Below are 18292 nucleotides of genomic sequence, written 5' to 3'. Positions count from 1 at the left end.
GAATGGACCGCGTCGGTCCTGCGGAAACCGGAAGTATTCAGCCACGTGTAGGTACGACTACCTAACGTGAATTACCGCAATCGAAGCAAGTAGCCGGTGGCCTTATTGAGCCGCCAGCCCGGGCGATCGTGATCGGCACCGGCCCTTTTTCCATCTCGATACACGGTCCGGTCTGCCATGCGCCTTTCCCAAACTCACGGCTCCGTGAGCCCGCACGAACTTTCCCGAGGCGTCGACCGACTGATGGCCGACGCGGCGTTCGCGACCATCGTCGGCACGCTCAACAGCGGCGTCGTCCTGGTTGCCTACGCGCTGTTTCTCGGCGCGTCGCCGACCGTGATCGGGATCCTCGCGGCCATTCCGTTCCTCTGCCAATTGCTCCAGGCACCGGCCATCCTGCTGGTGGAGCGCGCCAGCTCGCGACGCCTGATTTCGATCGGCGCGCTGTTCGTCGCACGCCTCGCTTTGCCGCTGATGGCCGCTCTGGCGTTCCTGCCGGACAAGAATGTGGCATTGGCCCTGCTCGTCATCGGCGAGACGGTGCATTGCGCCTTCAACTCGGTGGCCGGATGCTCGTGGAACAGCTGGATTCGCGACCTCGTGCCGTCAGAGACGCTCGGCAAGTTCTTCGCGCGGCGCACCGTGTGGGCGACCCTGCTCGGCGCTGCCGGCACCGCCGCGGCCGCCGGCGCGCTGGAACTCGCCAGCCGCGGCTATGCCGCCGCCGGCACAGTCTTCTTCGGCCTCTATGCGGCGGGCTTCCTGTCGAGCCTGATCAGCACCTGGCAGCTTGCCCAGGTACCCGAAACCAGGATGGTCCGCCCGGCGCATCGGCGCAGCCTCAAGACGTTGCTCGCCAAGCCGCTCAAGGATTCCAATTTCCGGCGGATCATCCGCTTCCTTGCGACGTGGCAGTTCGCGGTCAACTTCGCGCTGCCCTTCTTCACCGTCTACCTCGTCGAGCAGGCAGGCTACACCGCCGGTTTCGTCCTCGTGCTCAGCATCGTCAGCCAGCTCGCCAATCTGCTGGTTCTGCGCGGCTGGGGCGAGCTGTCCGACCGCTTCGCCAACAAGACCGTGCTCGCCGTCGCCGCACCGGGCTTCATCGCCTGCATCGCGTCGATGGCGCTGGTGCCCGAGCTCGATGCCGGTGCCCGCTCCGCCTATCTGATCGTCCTTCATGTGCTGATGGGCATGGCCTCGGCCGGGGTCGCGCTCGCCTCGAGCGCGATTACCATGAAGGCGGCGCCGCAGGGGGAAGCGCACGTCTATATGGCGACGAGTTCGCTGATCACCTCCGCCGCCGCCGGCGCGGCGCCGCTGATCGGGGGTCTGTTCGCCACGTTCTTCGCCCAGCGTGGACTGGACTTCGGCCTCACCTGGACGAGCCCCGACGGCGTCGCTCAAGTCGTCGCCTTGTCCTTCAGCTGGTGGCAATTCTATTTCCTGATCTCCGCGGCCATGGGGGCTCTCGCGCTGCGCCGCCTTTCGGCGGTGACCGAGCAGGGCGCCGTGCAGCCCCGCGAGATGATCGTGCACGTGTTGAACAGCGCACGGCGCGGCATCCGCAACGCCTCCCCGGTCGCAGGGCTGCGCGCCAGCGTCGCCTTCCCAGCCGCGGCTCTGATCGAGGCGCGGCGGCGTACCCCGATGCGCGAGGTCCGCGCACCCGGCCGCGTCCCGTCACGCACCGCAACGGCTGTCGCCCGCCGCTTCATCCGGCAAAAGCGCGCCGCGGCCAGACTTGCCCGCGCCTGATCGCGCGGGTCAAACGCGGCTCCTCGGATTGCCGTAATCGCGTTCGATCGCCGATGCAGCAGACAGCAGAAAAGGCGGCGAAGACTTGCTCCGCCGCCTTTCTTTAAACTTCTGATCGGACGGAACGGCCGATCAGAAGTCGACGGTCAGATCGAAGCCGGCATAAACGGTGTCGCCGGTATCCGGAGCATTGGGGGCATCGCGCAGGAACTTGCCCTTGGCCAGATACGCGACTGCCGTGTCGAGGCGGATCACCTTGGGCTTCAGCCAATAGCGGACGCGCGCTTCGGCCTGGGTGCCGGCATAGGTGCCGGTGTTCCCGGTGCGATCACGGACGCCGGTGACGCCGAAGCTGTCGGTGCTGGAATCGAGCCACAAGCCACGCGTCATCAGTCCGAGATCGAGCCGCTTGGTCGGCGCCGCCTCGACCCGAACACCGCCCGAGATGAGGTTGGCGCGGTTGACCGGACCGTAGAGGCCGACGGGGCCGAAATCGGTGCGGCGGGAGCCGAACAACGGATCGAAGCGGGTGTAAGTGTTGGGATTGGCGGTGTCGCCGCTCGCCTGATCATAATGAACCGAAACGCGCGGAGACCAGGCGCCGGCGAAGCTCTTGCCGAGCTCGGCGTGCACGAACCAGGCCGAGACGTCGAGAAAGCGGATGTCGGTCGGGGACTTGGTCGCGTGGACTTCGCCGAGTTGATAGGCGCCTTCCAGATCCCAATCGATCGTCGAGGTCTTGGGCGCACGGGAGAAACGCATGCCGGGCGTGAACAGGTGGCGATCGATCGTCGGACGCTTTTCGGAATCGGTTTCCCACAGGCGGTAGCCGTAGAATTCGACACTGCCGCCGAGCACGTTCGCCTTGGTGAAGCTGGCGCCGAAAAATTGGAGATCCATCGTTTCCGGATCCCATTTCACGCGATTGTGACGGATGTCGTGAAGCGTGGTCGGCTCGCGCAGATCCGGCATCGACCAGAAGGCAATCAGGCGGTCGCCGCCGGCGCTCTTCCAGTCGACATTGATACCCGTATAGGTCGGCACGCGATTGCCCGCGCCATAGGAATCGAGCAGGCGCTTGGAGCCGATTGCGAGCGTGTAGCGCCCCGCGGTGACGAGGCCTTTGGAGCCCTGTCCGAGCCTGTCGTCGAACTCGACGGCGACATAGGCTTGGCCGAGCTCGAGCGGATTGATCTCGGCGGTGCCGACGGAGCTGTTATCGGCCTGGCCGTAGCCGCGGGCGTCGATCACCTCGGCGCCGAAGCGGACCGGGCCGGCGTCATATTCCGCGAACAGAGTGCTGCGGAACGACTGGAAGAAGTCGTTCTCCGCGACGTTCGGACGAAACTGCCCATCGATCACCTCGGTGCGACTGCGAAAACTGCCGCGGATCTTCCAGGCGTCTCCGGCGCCGATCGCGTCCTGCAGAGGACCGGCATTGGCCGCCAGCGGCTGGCCGAGAAGAAGTGCAGCCCCCGAAGCGGCTATGCAGAAGCGCGCAGTGATCATCGTGGTCGTCCCTGAACTGGTTTGACCTGATTATAGGATCACTGCGGCTCCCGATCGGTGATTATAGAGCGTACTGTGGTATACCTTACGCTGCCTGCAAGTTTTCGTTCGCCAAACCGTCGATGATTGCGCGGTTGACACTGATGAGGTCTTCAATGCTGTCGCGACCTGCGACGACTTCGCTGGTGTAGCGGTCGACCCAAAGCGCGATCGAGATGATGCTCGCACGAAGTTCCGTCGGCAGCTTGTTGCCCGGCGCCGCGCACAGCGACGAGAAGGTGCTCCAGGCCTGGCGATTGCGGTGAAGGGAAGGAACCAGCGCAGCGCCGTTCAAGCCGGCATCGCGGGCGTGGATCATCTCTCCGGTGATCTGGCTCATCAGACGATATTCCTGCGCGCGCGGGGTTTCGGCGATCGTACGCACGCGGCGATAGGCGTCGAGCGACATTGATTACTCCTCGGGTCGTTTCCCCCCCATCATAGGATGGTCGCGGCAACCGACGGTTTTGCCCGGCAAATTTTTCCGGTGGCCACCGGCGCGCACGCACCGGCTCCTATAATGCGACCATGTATGCGGTGTGAGCGGGCCGGGCGCGGCCCGGCAGCCGCGTGCCCGCTTCCGTCCGCCGCCGCTGAATTAAGCACTTTTACGTGCGCAAGCGCCTGGGAGCCTCGGCGGAAATGAAGGGTGCGACGGCAGACCGGAAGATTTCCGGCGCATCGAACCCGGAGCGGCTGTCCCGCTCTATAAAGTAAAACAGTCAAGCTCCTGATCGGACCTTCAATGTTAAATGGTATCGGTTTCGTCGTCATTCTCGTCTGCGTGTTCGGAAGTTTCATCATTTCCGGCGGCAAGATGGACATCGTGCTGCACGCGCTGCCGCACGAAATGATGGCCATTGCGGGCGCCTCGGTGGGTGCCTTCCTCGTCGCCAATTCCGGCGGCACCGCGAAGAGCGCCCTTGCGGGCATCAAGCGCTCGTTCAAGGGCGGGCGCTGGAACGAGGGCGACTATCGCGACCTGCTCGCTCTGCTGTTCGGCTTGCTGACCACCTTCAGGAAGGGCGGCGCCACCGGCATCGAGAAGCATCTCGACGAACCGGCCGAAAGCCCGCTCTTCTCCAAATATCCGCGCCTGCTCGCCGATCACCACCTGATCGAGTTCATCTGCGACTATCTGCGGATGATGACCGTCAACTTCGAGGATCCGCACCAGATCGCCGAAGCGATGGAGAACGACATCGATCGGCACCATCACGAGGAGCTGCTGCCGCAACACGCCCTGCAGACGATGGCAGACGGCCTGCCGGCGATCGGCATCGTCGCCGCGGTGCTCGGCGTCATCAAGACGATGGGCTCGATCGATCAGCCGACCGAGATCCTCGGCGCGATGATCGGCGGCGCGCTCGTCGGCACCTTCCTCGGCGTGCTTCTGTCCTACTGCTTCGTCGGCCCGCTCGCCTCGAAGCTGAAGGAGACGATCGACTCCGATTGCCATCCCTATCAACTCGTGAAGACGGCGATCGTCGGTTACGCCCAGGGTATCCCGACGCAGGTCGCGATCGAGATCGCCCGGCGCATGACCCCCTCGCATCACGCCCCCACTTTCCAGCAGCTCGAGAGCGCTCTCGACGAGGCCAAGGATGAACTCAATGCTATCCCAATTTGACGCTGACGCCGGGGGACCGGTGAGCCTTCCGCCCCACGGATCGACCGTGTTGGCCGAGGATCTGCGCGTACAGCTCGTGCTCGCTTCGGATGTCGACGGCGATATCGTGATCGACGGCAGCGACGTGGAGAGTATCGGCCAGGCCGTCCTCCAGCTGCTGATCGCCGCCAAGGCCGAAGCCGAGCGCAACGGCCAGACCTTCACCATCGCCAATCCGAGCGAGGCGCTCCGCCGGCGAATTTCAGCTTGCGGCCTGAGCGATCATTTCGGGCTCGAAGAAGAGGACCAGGTTCAATGAGCAAACTCATTCTGACGGTGGACGACAGTGCGAGCATGCGCATGCTGCTCAAGACGTCGCTGACCGCCCAGGGCTTCGCCATCGAGGGCGCCAATGACGGCGTCCACGGGCTCGAGCGGATCCAGGAGGTCAATCCGGACCTGCTGATCACCGACATCAACATGCCGAAGATGGACGGCTTCGGGTTGATCGAGGAAGTGCGCAAGCTGCCGCAGTTCCGCGGTCTTCCGATCCTCGTTCTTTCCACCGAATTCTCGGACGAGAAGAAGGCGCGTGCCCGTGAGGCCGGCGCCACGGGCTGGATCACCAAGCCCTTCGATCCGACCAAGCTGGGGGCGGCGATCCGCCGGGTGTGCCCGTGAGCGACGAACTCGACGAAATCCAGGCGATCTTCTTCGAAGAATGCGCCGAAGGCCTCGCTACGGCTGAGGAAGGTCTGTCCGCAATGGCGGCCGGCGACGTGTCCTCCGAGGTCATCGCCGGCGTGTTCCGCGCCGTTCACTCGATCAAGGGTGGATCGGGCGCGTTCGGTCACGCGGCTCTGCTCGCCTTCTCGCACCGCTTCGAGAACGTCCTCGACGAAGTACGCGGCGGCAAAATCGAGCCGACGCCAGAAGTCACCAAGACGATGCTCGCCGCCTTCGACCTGCTCTCCGATCACGTCGCGGCCGCACAGGGCCAGGCCGGCCTCCCGAACGACGCCGAGATGCTCGCCGAACTCGACCGCATCCTCGAGACCAAGGGCGCGAGCGCCGGCGGTGCGGCGCCTGCCGCCGCGGCGCCTGCGCCGGTCGCTGCCGCAGCCCCCGCGGCCGACGAAATGGGCTTCGTTCCCGTCGTCGTCGAACTCGAGGATTTCGATGCCGATCCGTTCGGCTTCGAGCCGGTCGGCGTGAGCCTCGAGGACTTCGATGCACCGGCGCCGACGCTGGGCGGCTGGATCATTCGCTTCCGTCCGTCGCGCGCGGCGATGGCAAACGGCGCCGAGCCGATGTTCGTCATCCGCGAGCTCGAGGAATCCGGCGCGCGCGTGATCGACGTCGACAGCTCGGCTCTGCCCGATCTGCGCGATCTCGATCCGGAAGAAGGCTATCTGCAGTGGACCCTGTCGATGCCGGCCGAAATCGAAGAGAGTGTCATTCGTGACTGCTTCGACTTCGTGGCACCGGATTCGGTGATCGAGATCGAGCGCGAGGCACAGCCCGAGCCCGCTCCGGTGATCGAGGAAGCCCCGGCACCGATCGCCGAGGCCCCGGTCGTCGAGGCGGCGATCGCCGAAACCGTGGCTGCTACCCCGGTCGCTGCGCCGGCTCCGGCCGCCGCACCGAAGGCAGCAGCGCCTGCGGCCGAAGGCAAGGCGCACGAAGCCGCCCAGACCATCCGCGTCGATCTGCTCAAACTAGACCTGTTGCTCAACCTGGTCGGGGAGCTCGTCATCCGCGGCTCGATCCTCAACGACCGGTTGTCGCCGCGCGATCAGGAGCGGGTCGAGCTTCCGGAACTCGCGCGTCTGACCCGCGAGATCCAGGACAATGTCATGTCGCTGCGTGCGCAGCCGATCCGGCAGGCCTTCTCCCGCGTGCCGCGCATGCTGCGCGATCTCGCCACCGAGACCGGCAAGCAGGTAATCCTTGAGACGACCGGCGAGATGACCGAAGTCGACAAGGGTGTGATCGAGAAGATCGGCGATCCGCTCACCCACATGATCCGCAACGCGGTCGATCACGGCGTGGAAAGTCCGGCCGAGCGCATCGCTGTCGGCAAATCGCCCGAGGGCACGATCCGGCTGTCGGCGGAGCAGAAGGGTGCTCGCATCTTCGTCCGCGTCTCCGACGACGGACGGGGCATCAACCGCGAGCGGGTTCGCGCCAAGGCGGTCGAAAAGGGCATCATCTCGGCCGACGCAATCCTCTCCAACGAGGAAATCGATCAGCTGATCTGCGCCCCCGGCTTCTCGACCGCGGAGACGATCTCGAACATCTCCGGACGCGGCGTCGGAATGGACGTGGTGCGCAGCAACGTCGAAGCGCTCGGCGGCCGTGTCGAGATCCACTCGACGCCGGGCGAAGGCACCACCTTCACCATGGCGCTGCCGCTCACGCTTGCGATCCTCGACGGAATGATCGTTCGCTTCGCCGAACAGCGTTACGTCCTGCCGCTCGCCAACGTGATCGAAGCGGTGCGGCCGGAAGCCGGCCAGGTGCAGCCGATGACTCCGACGTCGGAAGTGATCGAACTGCGCGGCTCCTACCTGCCGGTGAAGCGCCTCAGCGAAATGTTCGGCCTTGCCGCCAATGATCCTCGCGACCCCGAGGACTCGCTGGTGATCATCGTCGACAGCGAAGCCGGCAACGTCGGCCTGATGGTCGACGCGATCGACGACCGCCGCGAGGTGGTGATCAAGAGCCTCGACGAGAACCTCCATCCGATCCGCGGGATCGGCGGGGCGACCATCCTTGGTGACGGATCGATCGCGCTCATCCTCGACATCGATGCCCTGCTTGCGGGCACCAGCCACAACAACACGAAATATGCTCCGAAAGGAATTGCAGCATGACCCCCACCAACGTTGAAGCGATCGCTGCAGCCGATCGCAAGATCGTTACCTTCATCCTCGGCAAGCAGGTGTTCGGCATCGACATGAAGGCGCTGATCGAGATCCGCGAATGGGAAGAGCCGACGCCGCTGCCGAGCGTCCCGCACTTCATCCGCGGCGTCACCAACCTGCGCGGCACCGTCGTGCCGGTGGTCGGCCTGTCCGAGCGGCTGGGCTGGGAGCCGAGCGTGCTTCACTCGCGCTCGTGCATCCTGGTCGTCAACATCTCGGGCAAGCGTGCCGGCTTCCTGGTCGATCACGTCGCCGACATCATCCCGATCAGCGACTCCGACATCCAGCCGGCGCCGGATGTCGAAGTCGGCGAGCAGGGAATCATTTCCGGCCTCGTCCAGGTTCCCAACAAGATCCAGGCCGGCGACGAAGCCGCGACCGAGAGCGGCACGATGGTGCTGCTGCTCGATCTGGAAGCGCTGAACGTCACCCGTCATCTGGATCTCGCGGCGTGAGCCTGTCCGGAGCCCAGGCCGTTTCCCGTCCGGGGGCTCCGGACGCGAACGGTGCCGGCGAACTCGGTGCAAGCGAGTTCGCCGCGATCGCGGCGATCATGCAGAGCGACGCGCGGATCCATCTCGCGCCGGGCAAGACGACATTGGTCCATTCGCGGCTCAGCAAGCGCGTGCGCAAGCACGGCCTGCAGACCTTCAAGGACTATGTGGAGCTGGTCCATTCGGATCCGGAGGAGCGGCGTGCGATGGTGGTGGCGCTCACCACCAATCACACCCACTTCTTCCGCGAGAACCACCATTTCGACCATCTGAAGGCAACCGCGATGCCGTGGCTGCAGCGCCAGGCCTCGACCAAGCCGGTCAGGATCTGGTCGGCGGGCTGCTCGAGCGGCGAGGAAGTCTACACGATCGCGATGTGCCTGCGCGGCCCGGACCGGGCGTCGGGAGCATGGATCGACCGCGCGGACGTCAAGCTGCTCGCCACCGATCTGTCGCCGCTGGTCGTCGAGACGGCGCGGCGCGGCGTCTATTCGGCAAGCACCGTACAGCCGATCCCGGCGCCGTACCGGTCGTCGTGGATCCGGCCGGAAGGCGCGGATTTCGTGGTCGCCGACGAGATCAAGAAGATGGTGACAGCCCGCGTGCTCAACCTCTTCGAGCCGTGGCCGATGCGCCAGAAATATGACGTGATCTTCTGCCGGAACGTCATGATCTACTTCGACGACGAAGCGAAGGCGGAGCTCGAGGCGCGCTTCGTCGACATGCTGGTGCCGGGCGGATACCTCTACATCGGCCATTCGGAGCGCCTGATCGGCGCCGCCGCGGCGCGGATGAAGCCGGCCGGGCACACCATCTACATCAAGGAAAGCTGAGCCATGTCGGCCCCCATTCGTGTCCTGATCGTCGACGACAGTCCGTCGATGCGGGCCGCGCTCGACCGCATCATGAGCCGCGATCCCGATATCGAGGTGATCGGCCACGCGCCCGAGCCGCACGCCGCGCGTCAGATGATCAAGGATCTCAATCCGGACGTCATCACGCTCGACATCGAGATGCCCGGGATGGACGGTCTGTCCTTCCTGGAAAAGATCATGCGGCTGCGGCCGATGCCGGTGGTGATGTGCTCGACGCTCACCGCCCGCGGCGCCGAAGCGACGATCGAGGCGCTGCGCCTCGGCGCGGTCGACTGCATCCAGAAGCCGAGCGGCAATGCGCAGGAGATGGCGCAGAATGCGGCCTTGCTCTGCGCAACGGTGAAGACCGCCGCCGGCTCGACCGTGCGCCGGGTCGAAGCGCCGACGATCAAGGCGGCGGCATCGACCGCCGCTCTCAACCGCGACGTCGTGATTGCCGTCGGATCGTCCACCGGCGGAGTCGAGGCGCTGTTCCAGGTGATCGGCTCGATGCCGGTCGACGCTCCGCCGATGCTGGTCGTCCAGCATATGCCGGCCGCGTTCACCGGCGGCTTTGCGGCGCGTCTCAACCGCGAGTGTCAAATTAACGTCGTCGAGGCGCGCCACGGCATGCCTGTGGAGCGTGGGACCGTCTATATTGCTCCTGGGGGCGAGAGCCACATGGAGCTCGTCGGAATTGGCGATCGTCGGATCCGGCTTACCCGGGCGGATCCGGTCACCGGTCATCGTCCGTCGGTCGACGTGCTGTTCCACTCCGTCGCGAAACTGGGTCACGCGGCCGTCGGCGCCATCCTGACCGGGATGGGCAGCGACGGTGCGGCAGGGCTGCTTGCGATGCGCCAGGCCGGTGCTCGTACGCTGGGCCAGAATGCCGCCACCTGCGTGGTTTACGGTATGCCGCGTGCCGCTTTCGAAAGAGGCGCCGTGGAACGAGAGGTAAGTTTGTCAGCAATGCCCGAGGCCATCCTCGCGGCATGCAGAAAGTAAGGTTGGAGCGAAATGCCAGCAGCGTCTGCAATTAAGGTTATGGTGGTCGACGATCAGGCGAGCATGCGCGCGATGATCCGGCGCGCGCTCCAGGATCTCGGCTTCAAGGATGTCCGCGACAAAGCGGGCCCTGTGGAGGCCCTGTCGGCCGTCCGCAGCGACCGCGTTCACCTGATCATCTCGGATTACAACATGCCGGACATGGACGGCCTGCAGTTCCTCGAGCAGGTCCGCAAGGATCCGGTGATCGGGAAGACCGTGTTCATCATGCTCACCGGCTCGGCCGACAAGGAGATCGTCCAGAAGGCCGCGGCCCTCGGCGTCAACAATTATGTCGTCAAGCCGTTCGCCCCGGCCGCCCTCAAGGAAAAGATCGAGCGCGTCTTCGGCGAGCTGACCTGAGCCATGAAGCGCCTTCCGATCATCCAAGGCGAATATCAGGTGGTGGCCGAGCCGGACGTGATGATCACGACCCTGCTCGGCTCCTGCATCGCCGTCTGCCTTCAGGACCGGCTGGCGAAGGTCGGGGGCATGAATCACTTTCTTCTCGCCGAGCCGTCGGGTGGTCGGCAGCTCAGCGCGGCGGACATGCAATGCTACGGCATTCACGCGATGGAGCTGCTGATCAACGAGATGATGAAGCGGGGCGCGATCCGATCGCGGATGAGCGCGCAGCTTTACGGCGGCGCCAACGTGGTGAGCGGTCTCGGCGCGCCGATCGGCACCAACAACGCCGCCTTCGCCCGGCGCTTCCTGGAAGTCGAAGGGATCGCCGTCGGCCACACCGACGTCGGCGGGCGCCAGGCGCGCAAGGTCGAATTCCTGCCGTATCTCGGCAAGGCGCGCTGCACTTATGTCGGCGACGCCGCGCCCGTCGCGCCGCCGATGCCGGTCGCTGCCGTTGCCGGCGGTGACCTCGAACTGTTCTGATCGCCGGGCCGATGTGCCTGAGGAGCCACGAAATGACCGTTGAAGACATCGAGCACCTCCGCGCCCTCAAGGCAGCTCTTGCCGAAGAGATTCGCGACGTGCGCCGGCTGATCGAGCAGATCGCCGAGGTCGTCGTCGCGGACGAGCAGTTCGCGATGGCCAATATCGATCAGCTGCAGGCTTTCGACATGGCCATCCAGCGCGCGGACGAAAGCGCCGACATGCTGGAACGCCTCTCCAACGGCGCCCCGGCCGGTTCGGCGGTCGACGCCGTCCGCCTCGGCTGCGTACAGGATCGCCTGCGGGCCGCGCTGAAGAAGGCGGCCTGACATGGCCAGCCGCAGGAATGAACCCGTCATCGTTATCCGCAAGGTCAAGAAGGGCGGCGCCGCTGCGCACCATGGCGGTGCGTGGAAGGTCGCCTATGCCGACTTCGTGACCGCGATGATGGCGTTCTTCATGCTCCTGTGGCTGCTGTCGACGCCCGACAAGGACAAGCTGAAGGGCCTCGCCGAATATTTCACGCCCGAGGAGCCGACCGCGACCGGGACCACCGGCGATGCCGGCGGCGGCGGACGCTCTCAGCGATCCCAGGCCGAGAGCCAGGATACCAACGGCAAGCCGACCGTCGAGGTCGCGACCGCAGGCACCGCCCGCGGCGGCGCCGCCAACGTGCCTGATTCCTCGATGCGGGTGATCGCAGCCGAGCTCCGCGTGGTGCTCGATTCGATCCCGGCCAAGGAGGCCAAGGACGCGGTGAAGCTCGAAACCAGCCGCGACGGACTGCGCATCAACCTGACCGACACGGCCAACCGGCCGATGTTCAAGGGCGCCACCGCCGAGCTCAACGATTACGCCCGCAACATGCTCGGACAGATCGCCCGGCGCCTGGTCAAATCCGGCGCAAGGATCGCGATCGAGGGCCATACCGACTCGATCGGCGGCCAGAGCGACCTCAACTGGCGCCTGTCCGGAGACCGTGCCCAGGCCGCGCGTTCGGCGATGATCTCCGCCGGCCTCACGCCCGATCGCTTCTCGGAAGTGGTCGCGCTCGCCGGATCGCAGCCGATCTACCCCGATCAACCGGATCGCGCGGAAAACCGCCGGATCACGATCGTGGTCCTCGCCGAGCCGCCGGCCCTGCCGCAAGACGTCAACTTTCAGTTCTAAGGTAACGCGCAATGCGCAAGCTTATCCTCATGCTCTCGGTGGCCCTGGCCGGCCTCGGCGTCGGCGGCGGCGCCGCTTATGCAACGTCGATGTTCCTCGCCCCACCGGCACCGGCAGACATTGCGGGTCCCGCAGCGTTCGTACCGGCGGGCAAGATTCTTGCGCCCCTGGTCCAGAAGGACGGACGCCTTTCGGGCTATGTTTCCTTCACCGTCGAGCTCGAGGTTGGCGCCGATACGGCCGAGGATGTCCAGGCGCGGCTTCCGCTGCTGCTCAACGCCGTCAACATGCGCACCTACAAGACTCCGATGGCGGCAGGCCCGGACGGCCTGCTCCCCAATATCGGCACCTTTCGCAAGGTGGTGATGGAGGCCGCCGACGAAGCGTTCGGCAAGGGCGTGGTGCGGCGCGCCGCGATCACCCAGGCGAACCCGGTCTGATGCTCAATCCCACCCATCCCGACCAGCCCGGCGGCGATGCGGACGAGGGCCGGGTGCATGTCCGGCGCGAAGGCCGCGTTGCGACCGTGATGCTGGTCGCCCGGCTGGTCAGCGATCGCCGCGACCAGCTTTGCCGCGTGCGCAACATCTCGGCCAACGGCCTCAAGGTCAACACCGCCTTCCCGCTTGCGGTCGGCGAGGAGATCCGCATCGAGCTGCGCAACGGCCGTGCCGTCGCGGGCAAGATCGTGTGGTCGGCCCCGCCCTTCGCCGGGATGCATTTCGACCGGACCTACGACGTCGAGGACCTGCTGTCCTCGATGCCCCCCGACGGCAATTCGCACGTGTCACGGCTGCCGCGGGTGCAGATCAACCATCCCGTTCTGATCCATGCCGGCCCCAAGATGCTCGGCGCCTCGATCGTCGATCTGTCGCAGGGCGGCGCCAAGCTTCGCCTGCGTGCAGCGCTCGAGCGGGGCCAGCAAGTCTCGCTCTCGGTGACCGGCCTCGGCGCCGTCAAGGCGACCGTGCGCTGGACTCGTGACGACGAAGCGGGGCTCGCCTTCCACGAGACCATCCCCTTCGACACCTTGTCCCGCTGGTTGTCCGAACGCGAACTGGGGTGATCCCGCGGGCCAGGGCAGGAGACGAAGAGGGGCGATCCGCACGTGCGGACCGCCCCTTTTTCAATCTGGTCCGGGCAGTGCCGGGTCAGCCGGTGCCGAAACTCTTCACCAGCGAGCCGGCAACCAGGGCCCAGCCGTCGATCAGCACGAAGAAGATGATCTTCATCGGCAGCGAGATCGTAGCCGGCGGCAGCATCATCATGCCCATCGCCATCAGCACCGCAGAGACCGCCAGATCGATGATCAGGAAGGGCAGCAGCAGCATGAAGCCGATTTCGAACGCACGGCGCAATTCCGAGATCATGAAGGCGGGCATCAACGTGGTCAGCGGGATCTCCGCGCGGCTGGCGGGGGGCTTGCCGGAAAGCTCGACGAACAACTGAACGTCGTCGTTGCGGACGTGCTTCAGCATGAATTCCTTGAACGGCGCCGACGTCCGCTCGAACGCCTGGGTCTCGTTGATCCGACCCTCATTGTACGGCGTGATCCCCTTGTCCCAAGCCACCTGCATGGTCGGCGCCATGACGAAGAAGGACAGGAACAAGGCCAGGCTGATGATCACCGGGTTGGGCGGCACGCCCGGCGCGCCGATGCCGGTGCGCAGCAGCGACAGCGCAACGACGATGCGGGTGAACGACGTCACCGTCATGAGGATGCCCGGCGCGAGGCTGAGCACCGTCAGCATCATAACGAGCTGGATGGCGCGGCCCGAGACCGAACCGCCTTCCCCCAGATTGACGCTCGCCGTCTGCGCGTAAAGTACCGCAGGCGTGGCGAGGGCGGCGGCGAAGGCCGCCAGCCTCAAGATCTTGCGCATTGGCTTTTGGCCTTTGTTCAGGCGGCCGCTTTGGCCGGATCAATGGTGGCAGCCGCCGACACGGGCTCGACGACGGTGCGCCCGTCGGGCGCGGTAACTTTGAGGCGGACCGGCTGGCGCTTCGGCTTCGGCGTGGCGATCAGCGCCTCCTCCGCCATCGGCAGCGGCTTGTCGCTCTTGACCAGCGCAGCCTTGGCCTTGGTGCCGGCGGCGCTGACCATGTCGACCAGGGTGGCGAAATCCTCCGCAACCTTGGCAGGCTTGGCCGCAGTCTTCGCGGGGACGCGGCGGGCGGCAACCGATTTGGCGGCCGGCTTGGCGGCGGGCTCAGCGGCAGGCGCGGCGCTCTCGACGAGCGCTTCCGCAGTGTCGGCGTCCTCGCGGACGATGCCGCTTTCGAGCACGATCTCGCCGCCGGGGCCGATCATCACCAGATGCTCGCGATCGTCGCGGCGCACCAGGACGATCGAGCGCTTGGCATCGATTCCGATCCGCTCGACCAGCGCGAGGCGCTTCATGCCGCGGTCGCCGATCTGGCCCGGAAGCACGATATTGTAGCGACGCACGGCCCACAGCGCACCGCCGAGTAGGCCGAGAACGGTGCCGAGTGCGGCGATCGTGCGCAGGAAGGACAGCAGATCCATGCTCAGCGGCTCTTCTTCTTGACGACTTCGCTGACCTCGAGCGACATCTGATCGCCGTCGACGGTGATCTTGCCGCGCGCGACCAGCTGGTTGTTCACATAGACTTCGGTCGGATCCTCATGGCCTTGGCTCAGCGGGATCATCGCGCCGCGGCTCATCTTCAGGATCTGGCGGATCGGCAGCTTGGCCGATCCCAGAACGATCTCGAGCTCGACCTTGATACCCTCGACAGCGGACATGCGTCATTCTCCTTCTTGCCCCCATCATAGGAGCGGATCGGGAGGCGGTTGGGCTCAGGTAGGAAAAAATTGCCTATCCGATTTTTCGCCGATCCGACGTCGCTAGGAAAAACTTGCCTATAAGATGGTGGGAGGCGGCAACGCCCCTTTCCGCCACGGAGACTTCAATGGATCTCAAGAACAGTGTCGAGGTTTCGGCCTCCGGTCTGCGCGCCCAGTCGCTGCGGATGCGGATCATCGCCGAGAACCTCGCCAACGCAGACAGCGTCGCGACGACGCCCGGCGGCCAACCCTATCGGCGCCGTGTCGCCACCTTCGAATCCGAGGTCGATCGCGCCTCGGGCGCGCAGGGTGTCAGCATCCGCTCCATCGAAGGCGACAAGAGCGCCTTCCAGCGCGTCTACCAGCCGGGCAACCCGGCCGCGGACGCTACCGGTTACGTGCTGAGGCCGAACGTCAATTCGCTCGTCGAGAGCGCCGACATGAAGGCCGCCCAGCGCGCCTACGAAGCCAATCTGAACGCCATCGAAGCCGCCAAGGGCATGACGATGCGCACCATCGATCTACTGAAATAAGGAACGACACCATGTCCATCGGAGCGCTCGACGCAACCTCGGCCTATGGCCGCATCCTCGGCACCGGCAAGACCGGCGGCAGCGCCGGCCTTGGCGGAACGGAAGAATCCGGCGAGACCAAGGGCGGTTTCGGCAGCATGGTCGAAAGCATGATCACCGACGCCGCGGGCTCGATGCGCACGGCCGAGGCCGCAAGCGCCAAGCAGGTCGCCGGCAAGGGCGATCTCATCGACGTGGTGACCGCGATCGGCGCCGCCGAAATGGCGCTCGACACCGTCGTCGCCGTCCGCGACAAGGTGGTCGGCGCCTATAGCGACATCATGCGGATGCAGATCTGACGATGAACGCGCTCGACGCCATGGAGCTGGCGAAAGCCGCCCTGATCCTCGTCCTCACCATCGCCGGGCCGATGCTGATCGCATCGTTGATCGTCGGCGTGGCAATCGGCCTGTTCCAGGCGTTGACCCAGATCCAGGAAACCACCCTCACGTTCGTGCCCAAGCTGCTCGTGATCGGCTGCGTCATGCTGCTTTCGCTGCCGATGATCGGCTCGGCGATGTCGAACTTCACGGCGCAGCTTTCGGCGCGGATCGTTTCCGGCTGATCCCGTGCAAAATCTCCCGGCCGATGCGACGGCCTTCCTGATCCTGTTCGCCCGCGTCGGCGCGGTGCTGATGCTCCTTCCGGTCTTTTCGGAGGAATCGGTGCCGCCCCGCGCCCGGCTGATGATCGCCCTAGGCCTCTCCGTCGGCATGTGGCCGATCATCTCGCCCAAGGTGTCGGCCGTCGCCGGCGCCGCCGAGGCGCTGCCGGCGATCATCATCGCCGAGGTGATGGTCGGCCTGGCCCTGGGGATGATCGTCAAGATCATGTTCAGCGCGGTCTCCATCGCCGGCGCGATCGTCAGCATGCAGGTCGGCCTGTCCTCCGCGCTGATCAACGATCCGGCGATGGGCGGCATGTCGCCGGTGCTGGGACGCTTCGTCGCGGTTGCCGCCGCCGTGGTCTGCATGTCGATGGGCGTGCACCATCTCTGGATCGCATCGATCGTCAAATCCTATGGCGCGTTCCCGATCGGCGGGCTGCCGCCGGCCGAGGATTTCGCCCGGCTCGCCGTGCAGACGACGACCAACGCGATGGCTTTGGCGATGAGCCTTGCCGCGCCGCTGATCGTCTACGGGATCATTTTCAACGTCTCGCTCGGCCTTGCCGCTCGGGTCGCACCGTCGATCCAGGTCTTCTTTATCGCCCAGCCGCTCAACCTGCTGCTGGGCATCGCGCTTTTCGCCGGCACGCTCGGCATCTTCCTCACCACTTTCGCCGAGACGATGGCGACGTGGATGCGGGCCAGTTGGGGCTGAGCGATGTCGGACGCACCGGACCAGGATCAGAAAACCCACGATCCAACAGGGAAGAAGCTCGACGAGGCCCGCGAAAAGGGCGACGTGCCGATGGCGTCGGAGATGCGCCACGCGGCCATGTTCATCGGCGCGGTGGTCATGCTCGGCGGCCTCGGTGCGATCAGTCTCCACGCGCTCGGCAAGATCTGTGTTCGCATCTGGGGGGGCGCCGACACGCTACGGCTGGAGCCCGAAGGCGCGCAAGGCCTGTTCACCGGACTCAGCCTGCAAATGGTGAGCGCACTCACCCCGGTGTTCGCCTTTCTGGTCGGCATGGCCGTGCTCGGCGGATTGATGCAGGGGCGTCCGACCATCGCCTGGGCGCGGGTCAGCTTCAAATGGTCCAAGCTCAACCCGATGGCGGGTTTTGGCCGCGTCTTCGGCAAGCAGGCGCTCGTCGAATTCCTGAAATCGCTCATCAAGATCATCGTCGTCGTCGGAATCGCGGTCATGGTCGTCTGGCCGAAGGCGATCGCGCTCGATCAGCTGATCGGCTCCGGGCCCGAGCGCATCGGGGCGACGACGCTCGAGCTTTGCTTCTCGCTGGTGAAGACGATCGCGATCCTTGTCGTGGTCATCGCCATGGCCGACTTCGTCTATCAGCGCCGCGCCTTCATGAAACGGATGCGGATGACGCTCCAGGAAGTGAAGGACGAGTTCAAGCAGTCCGAGGGCGATCCGAAGATCAAGGGCAAGATCCGCCAGATCGCAATGCAGCGCTCCCGCCGGCGGATGATGGCCGCGGTTCCGACTGCGAGCGTGATCGTCACCAACCCGACCCACTTCGCCGTGGCGCTGAAATACGAACATGGCGACATGGCAGCGCCGGTCGTGGTCGCCAAGGGCGTCGACGCGATGGCGCTCAAGATCCGCGCGGTCGCCACCGAGGCCGGTGTCCCGATCGTCGAGAACCGGCCGCTGGCGCGCGCCTTGTACGCGTCGGTCGAGATCGATCGCCCGATCCCCGCGGAGCATTATGCCGCGGTCGCCGAGATCATCAGCTTCGTGATGCGCCTGGCGAAGCGCCGCCGCGCCTGACGCGCCGCCCCCCGGAAGGACATGGTCCGCCGGGTGGGATCCGCTCCCACGCTCGATCCTGACCCCGATCCCGCTTGTCCGGCCCGGCGCTGGTCCAGTTAATACTGGTGGAATATTCAGCGCTGCCGACGAGTCATGCGGTCAAAAATGGCCCTAAGTAGTCACACGTAGCCGCCCTCGCTCACTGCAACCCGATCGCGAAGCCACCGCGCCCA

General features: G+C 65.5%; 24 protein-coding genes. 19 read left to right on the top strand and 5 right to left on the bottom strand.

Going from position 1 to position 18292, the window contains the following annotated elements; translation table 11 throughout:
* Window positions 1-243: 243 nt before the first annotated feature.
* Entirely contained in the window at window positions 244-1758 is a 1515-nt protein-coding gene (locus tag C7I55_RS23875; protein WP_158266563.1) for an MFS transporter, read from the top strand.
* Window positions 1759-1890: 132 nt separating this feature from the next.
* On the opposite strand, the gene C7I55_RS23870 is transcribed toward C7I55_RS23875, so the two are convergent.
* Together C7I55_RS23870 and flaF are read right to left on the bottom strand one after the other, a co-directional pair.
* Window positions 1891-3267, bottom strand: a complete 1377-nt coding sequence (locus C7I55_RS23870) for an alginate export family protein (RefSeq protein ID WP_106515542.1) — start codon at window positions 3265-3267, stop codon at window positions 1891-1893.
* A gap of 85 nt (window positions 3268-3352) precedes the next feature.
* Entirely contained in the window at window positions 3353-3715 is a 363-nt protein-coding gene (flaF, locus tag C7I55_RS23865) for a flagellar biosynthesis regulator FlaF (RefSeq protein ID WP_106515541.1), read from the bottom strand.
* A 336-nt stretch (window positions 3716-4051) separates the two neighbouring features.
* Here flaF and motA point away from each other — a divergent pair, with 336 nt between their 5' ends.
* Genes motA through C7I55_RS23800 form a run of 13 tightly spaced genes read left to right on the top strand, consistent with a single transcriptional unit; the run spans window position 4052 to window position 13364 of the window.
* On the top strand, window positions 4052-4936 hold the full coding sequence (gene motA, locus C7I55_RS23860; protein WP_106515540.1) for a flagellar motor stator protein MotA: 885 nt from the start codon (window positions 4052-4054) through the stop codon (window positions 4934-4936).
* A 19-nt stretch (window positions 4937-4955) separates the two neighbouring features.
* Window positions 4956-5234: an STAS domain-containing protein gene (locus C7I55_RS23855; protein ID WP_233222387.1), complete on the top strand. Its 279-nt coding sequence runs from the start codon at window positions 4956-4958 to the stop codon at window positions 5232-5234.
* Window positions 5231-5596 carry a response regulator gene (locus C7I55_RS23850; protein WP_106515538.1) on the top strand — a complete coding sequence of 122 codons (366 nt, stop codon included), beginning with the start codon at window positions 5231-5233 and terminating at the stop codon, window positions 5594-5596. The genes C7I55_RS23855 and C7I55_RS23850 overlap by 4 nt, the downstream gene beginning before the upstream one ends.
* A complete protein-coding gene (locus C7I55_RS23845) occupies window positions 5593-7791 on the top strand; it encodes a chemotaxis protein CheA (RefSeq protein WP_106515606.1) in 2199 nt (732 codons plus the stop codon). The genes C7I55_RS23850 and C7I55_RS23845 overlap by 4 nt, the downstream gene beginning before the upstream one ends.
* Window positions 7788-8297 (top strand): chemotaxis protein CheW, encoded by a 510-nt coding sequence (locus C7I55_RS23840; protein ID WP_106515537.1) that lies wholly within the window; start codon window positions 7788-7790, stop codon window positions 8295-8297. Before C7I55_RS23845 ends, C7I55_RS23840 begins: the two co-directional genes overlap by 4 nt.
* A 2-nt stretch (window positions 8298-8299) precedes the next feature.
* Window positions 8300-9169 carry a CheR family methyltransferase gene (locus C7I55_RS23835; RefSeq protein ID WP_233222394.1) on the top strand — a complete coding sequence of 290 codons (870 nt, stop codon included), beginning with the start codon at window positions 8300-8302 and terminating at the stop codon, window positions 9167-9169.
* 3 nt (window positions 9170-9172) lie between these two features.
* A complete protein-coding gene (locus tag C7I55_RS23830) occupies window positions 9173-10198 on the top strand; it encodes a protein-glutamate methylesterase/protein-glutamine glutaminase (RefSeq protein WP_106515536.1) in 1026 nt (341 codons plus the stop codon).
* A 12-nt stretch (window positions 10199-10210) separates the two neighbouring features.
* Window positions 10211-10600, top strand: a complete 390-nt coding sequence (locus tag C7I55_RS23825; RefSeq protein ID WP_199193033.1) for a response regulator — start codon at window positions 10211-10213, stop codon at window positions 10598-10600.
* A gap of 3 nt (window positions 10601-10603) precedes the next feature.
* A complete protein-coding gene (locus C7I55_RS23820; protein ID WP_106515534.1) occupies window positions 10604-11128 on the top strand; it encodes a chemotaxis protein CheD in 525 nt (174 codons plus the stop codon).
* A 32-nt stretch (window positions 11129-11160) separates the two neighbouring features.
* Complete coding sequence (locus C7I55_RS23815; RefSeq protein ID WP_106515533.1) at window positions 11161-11457, top strand: hypothetical protein; 297 nt, start codon at window positions 11161-11163, stop codon at window positions 11455-11457.
* 1 nt (window position 11458) lies between these two features.
* Entirely contained in the window at window positions 11459-12298 is an 840-nt protein-coding gene (locus C7I55_RS23810; protein ID WP_106515532.1) for a flagellar motor protein MotB, read from the top strand.
* A gap of 11 nt (window positions 12299-12309) precedes the next feature.
* Window positions 12310-12738, top strand: a complete 429-nt coding sequence (locus tag C7I55_RS23805; protein WP_106515531.1) for a hypothetical protein — start codon at window positions 12310-12312, stop codon at window positions 12736-12738.
* On the top strand, window positions 12738-13364 hold the full coding sequence (locus C7I55_RS23800; RefSeq protein WP_106515530.1) for a PilZ domain-containing protein: 627 nt from the start codon (window positions 12738-12740) through the stop codon (window positions 13362-13364). The genes C7I55_RS23805 and C7I55_RS23800 overlap by 1 nt, the downstream gene beginning before the upstream one ends.
* A gap of 85 nt (window positions 13365-13449) precedes the next feature.
* On the opposite strand, the gene fliP is transcribed toward C7I55_RS23800, so the two are convergent.
* Genes fliP through C7I55_RS23785 form a run of 3 tightly spaced genes read right to left on the bottom strand, consistent with a single transcriptional unit; the run spans window position 13450 to window position 15064 of the window.
* Window positions 13450-14181 (bottom strand): flagellar type III secretion system pore protein FliP, encoded by a 732-nt coding sequence (gene fliP, locus C7I55_RS23795; protein WP_106515529.1) that lies wholly within the window; start codon window positions 14179-14181, stop codon window positions 13450-13452.
* 17 nt (window positions 14182-14198) lie between these two features.
* Window positions 14199-14825, bottom strand: a complete 627-nt coding sequence (locus C7I55_RS23790; RefSeq protein WP_106515528.1) for a flagellar biosynthetic protein FliO — start codon at window positions 14823-14825, stop codon at window positions 14199-14201.
* Between the two features lie 2 nt (window positions 14826-14827).
* Window positions 14828-15064: a FliM/FliN family flagellar motor switch protein gene (locus C7I55_RS23785; protein WP_106515527.1), complete on the bottom strand. Its 237-nt coding sequence runs from the start codon at window positions 15062-15064 to the stop codon at window positions 14828-14830.
* A 167-nt stretch (window positions 15065-15231) separates the two neighbouring features.
* Here C7I55_RS23785 and flgC point away from each other — a divergent pair, with 167 nt between their 5' ends.
* From flgC to flhB, 5 genes are read left to right on the top strand one after another with little or no spacing between them, the layout of a single operon-like run.
* On the top strand, window positions 15232-15639 hold the full coding sequence (gene flgC / locus C7I55_RS23780) for a flagellar basal body rod protein FlgC (protein ID WP_106515526.1): 408 nt from the start codon (window positions 15232-15234) through the stop codon (window positions 15637-15639).
* An 11-nt stretch (window positions 15640-15650) separates the two neighbouring features.
* A complete protein-coding gene (locus C7I55_RS23775) occupies window positions 15651-15977 on the top strand; it encodes a flagellar hook-basal body complex protein FliE (RefSeq protein ID WP_106515525.1) in 327 nt (108 codons plus the stop codon).
* Between the two features lie 2 nt (window positions 15978-15979).
* Window positions 15980-16243, top strand: a complete 264-nt coding sequence (locus C7I55_RS23770; RefSeq protein ID WP_106515524.1) for a flagellar biosynthetic protein FliQ — start codon at window positions 15980-15982, stop codon at window positions 16241-16243.
* A 4-nt stretch (window positions 16244-16247) separates the two neighbouring features.
* Entirely contained in the window at window positions 16248-17000 is a 753-nt protein-coding gene (gene fliR, locus C7I55_RS23765; RefSeq protein ID WP_106515523.1) for a flagellar biosynthetic protein FliR, read from the top strand.
* 3 nt (window positions 17001-17003) lie between these two features.
* Complete coding sequence (gene flhB / locus C7I55_RS23760; protein ID WP_106515522.1) at window positions 17004-18077, top strand: flagellar biosynthesis protein FlhB; 1074 nt, start codon at window positions 17004-17006, stop codon at window positions 18075-18077.
* The last annotated feature ends 215 nt before the right edge of the window (window positions 18078-18292 follow it).

Origin of the sequence: Allosphingosinicella deserti, from assembly GCF_003012735.1 — a bacterium.
Lineage (GTDB): Bacteria > Pseudomonadota > Alphaproteobacteria > Sphingomonadales > Sphingomonadaceae > Allosphingosinicella > Allosphingosinicella deserti.
The sequence above is the reverse complement of the archived record's forward strand: the minus strand, read 5'-3'. Positions and strand labels throughout refer to the sequence as shown.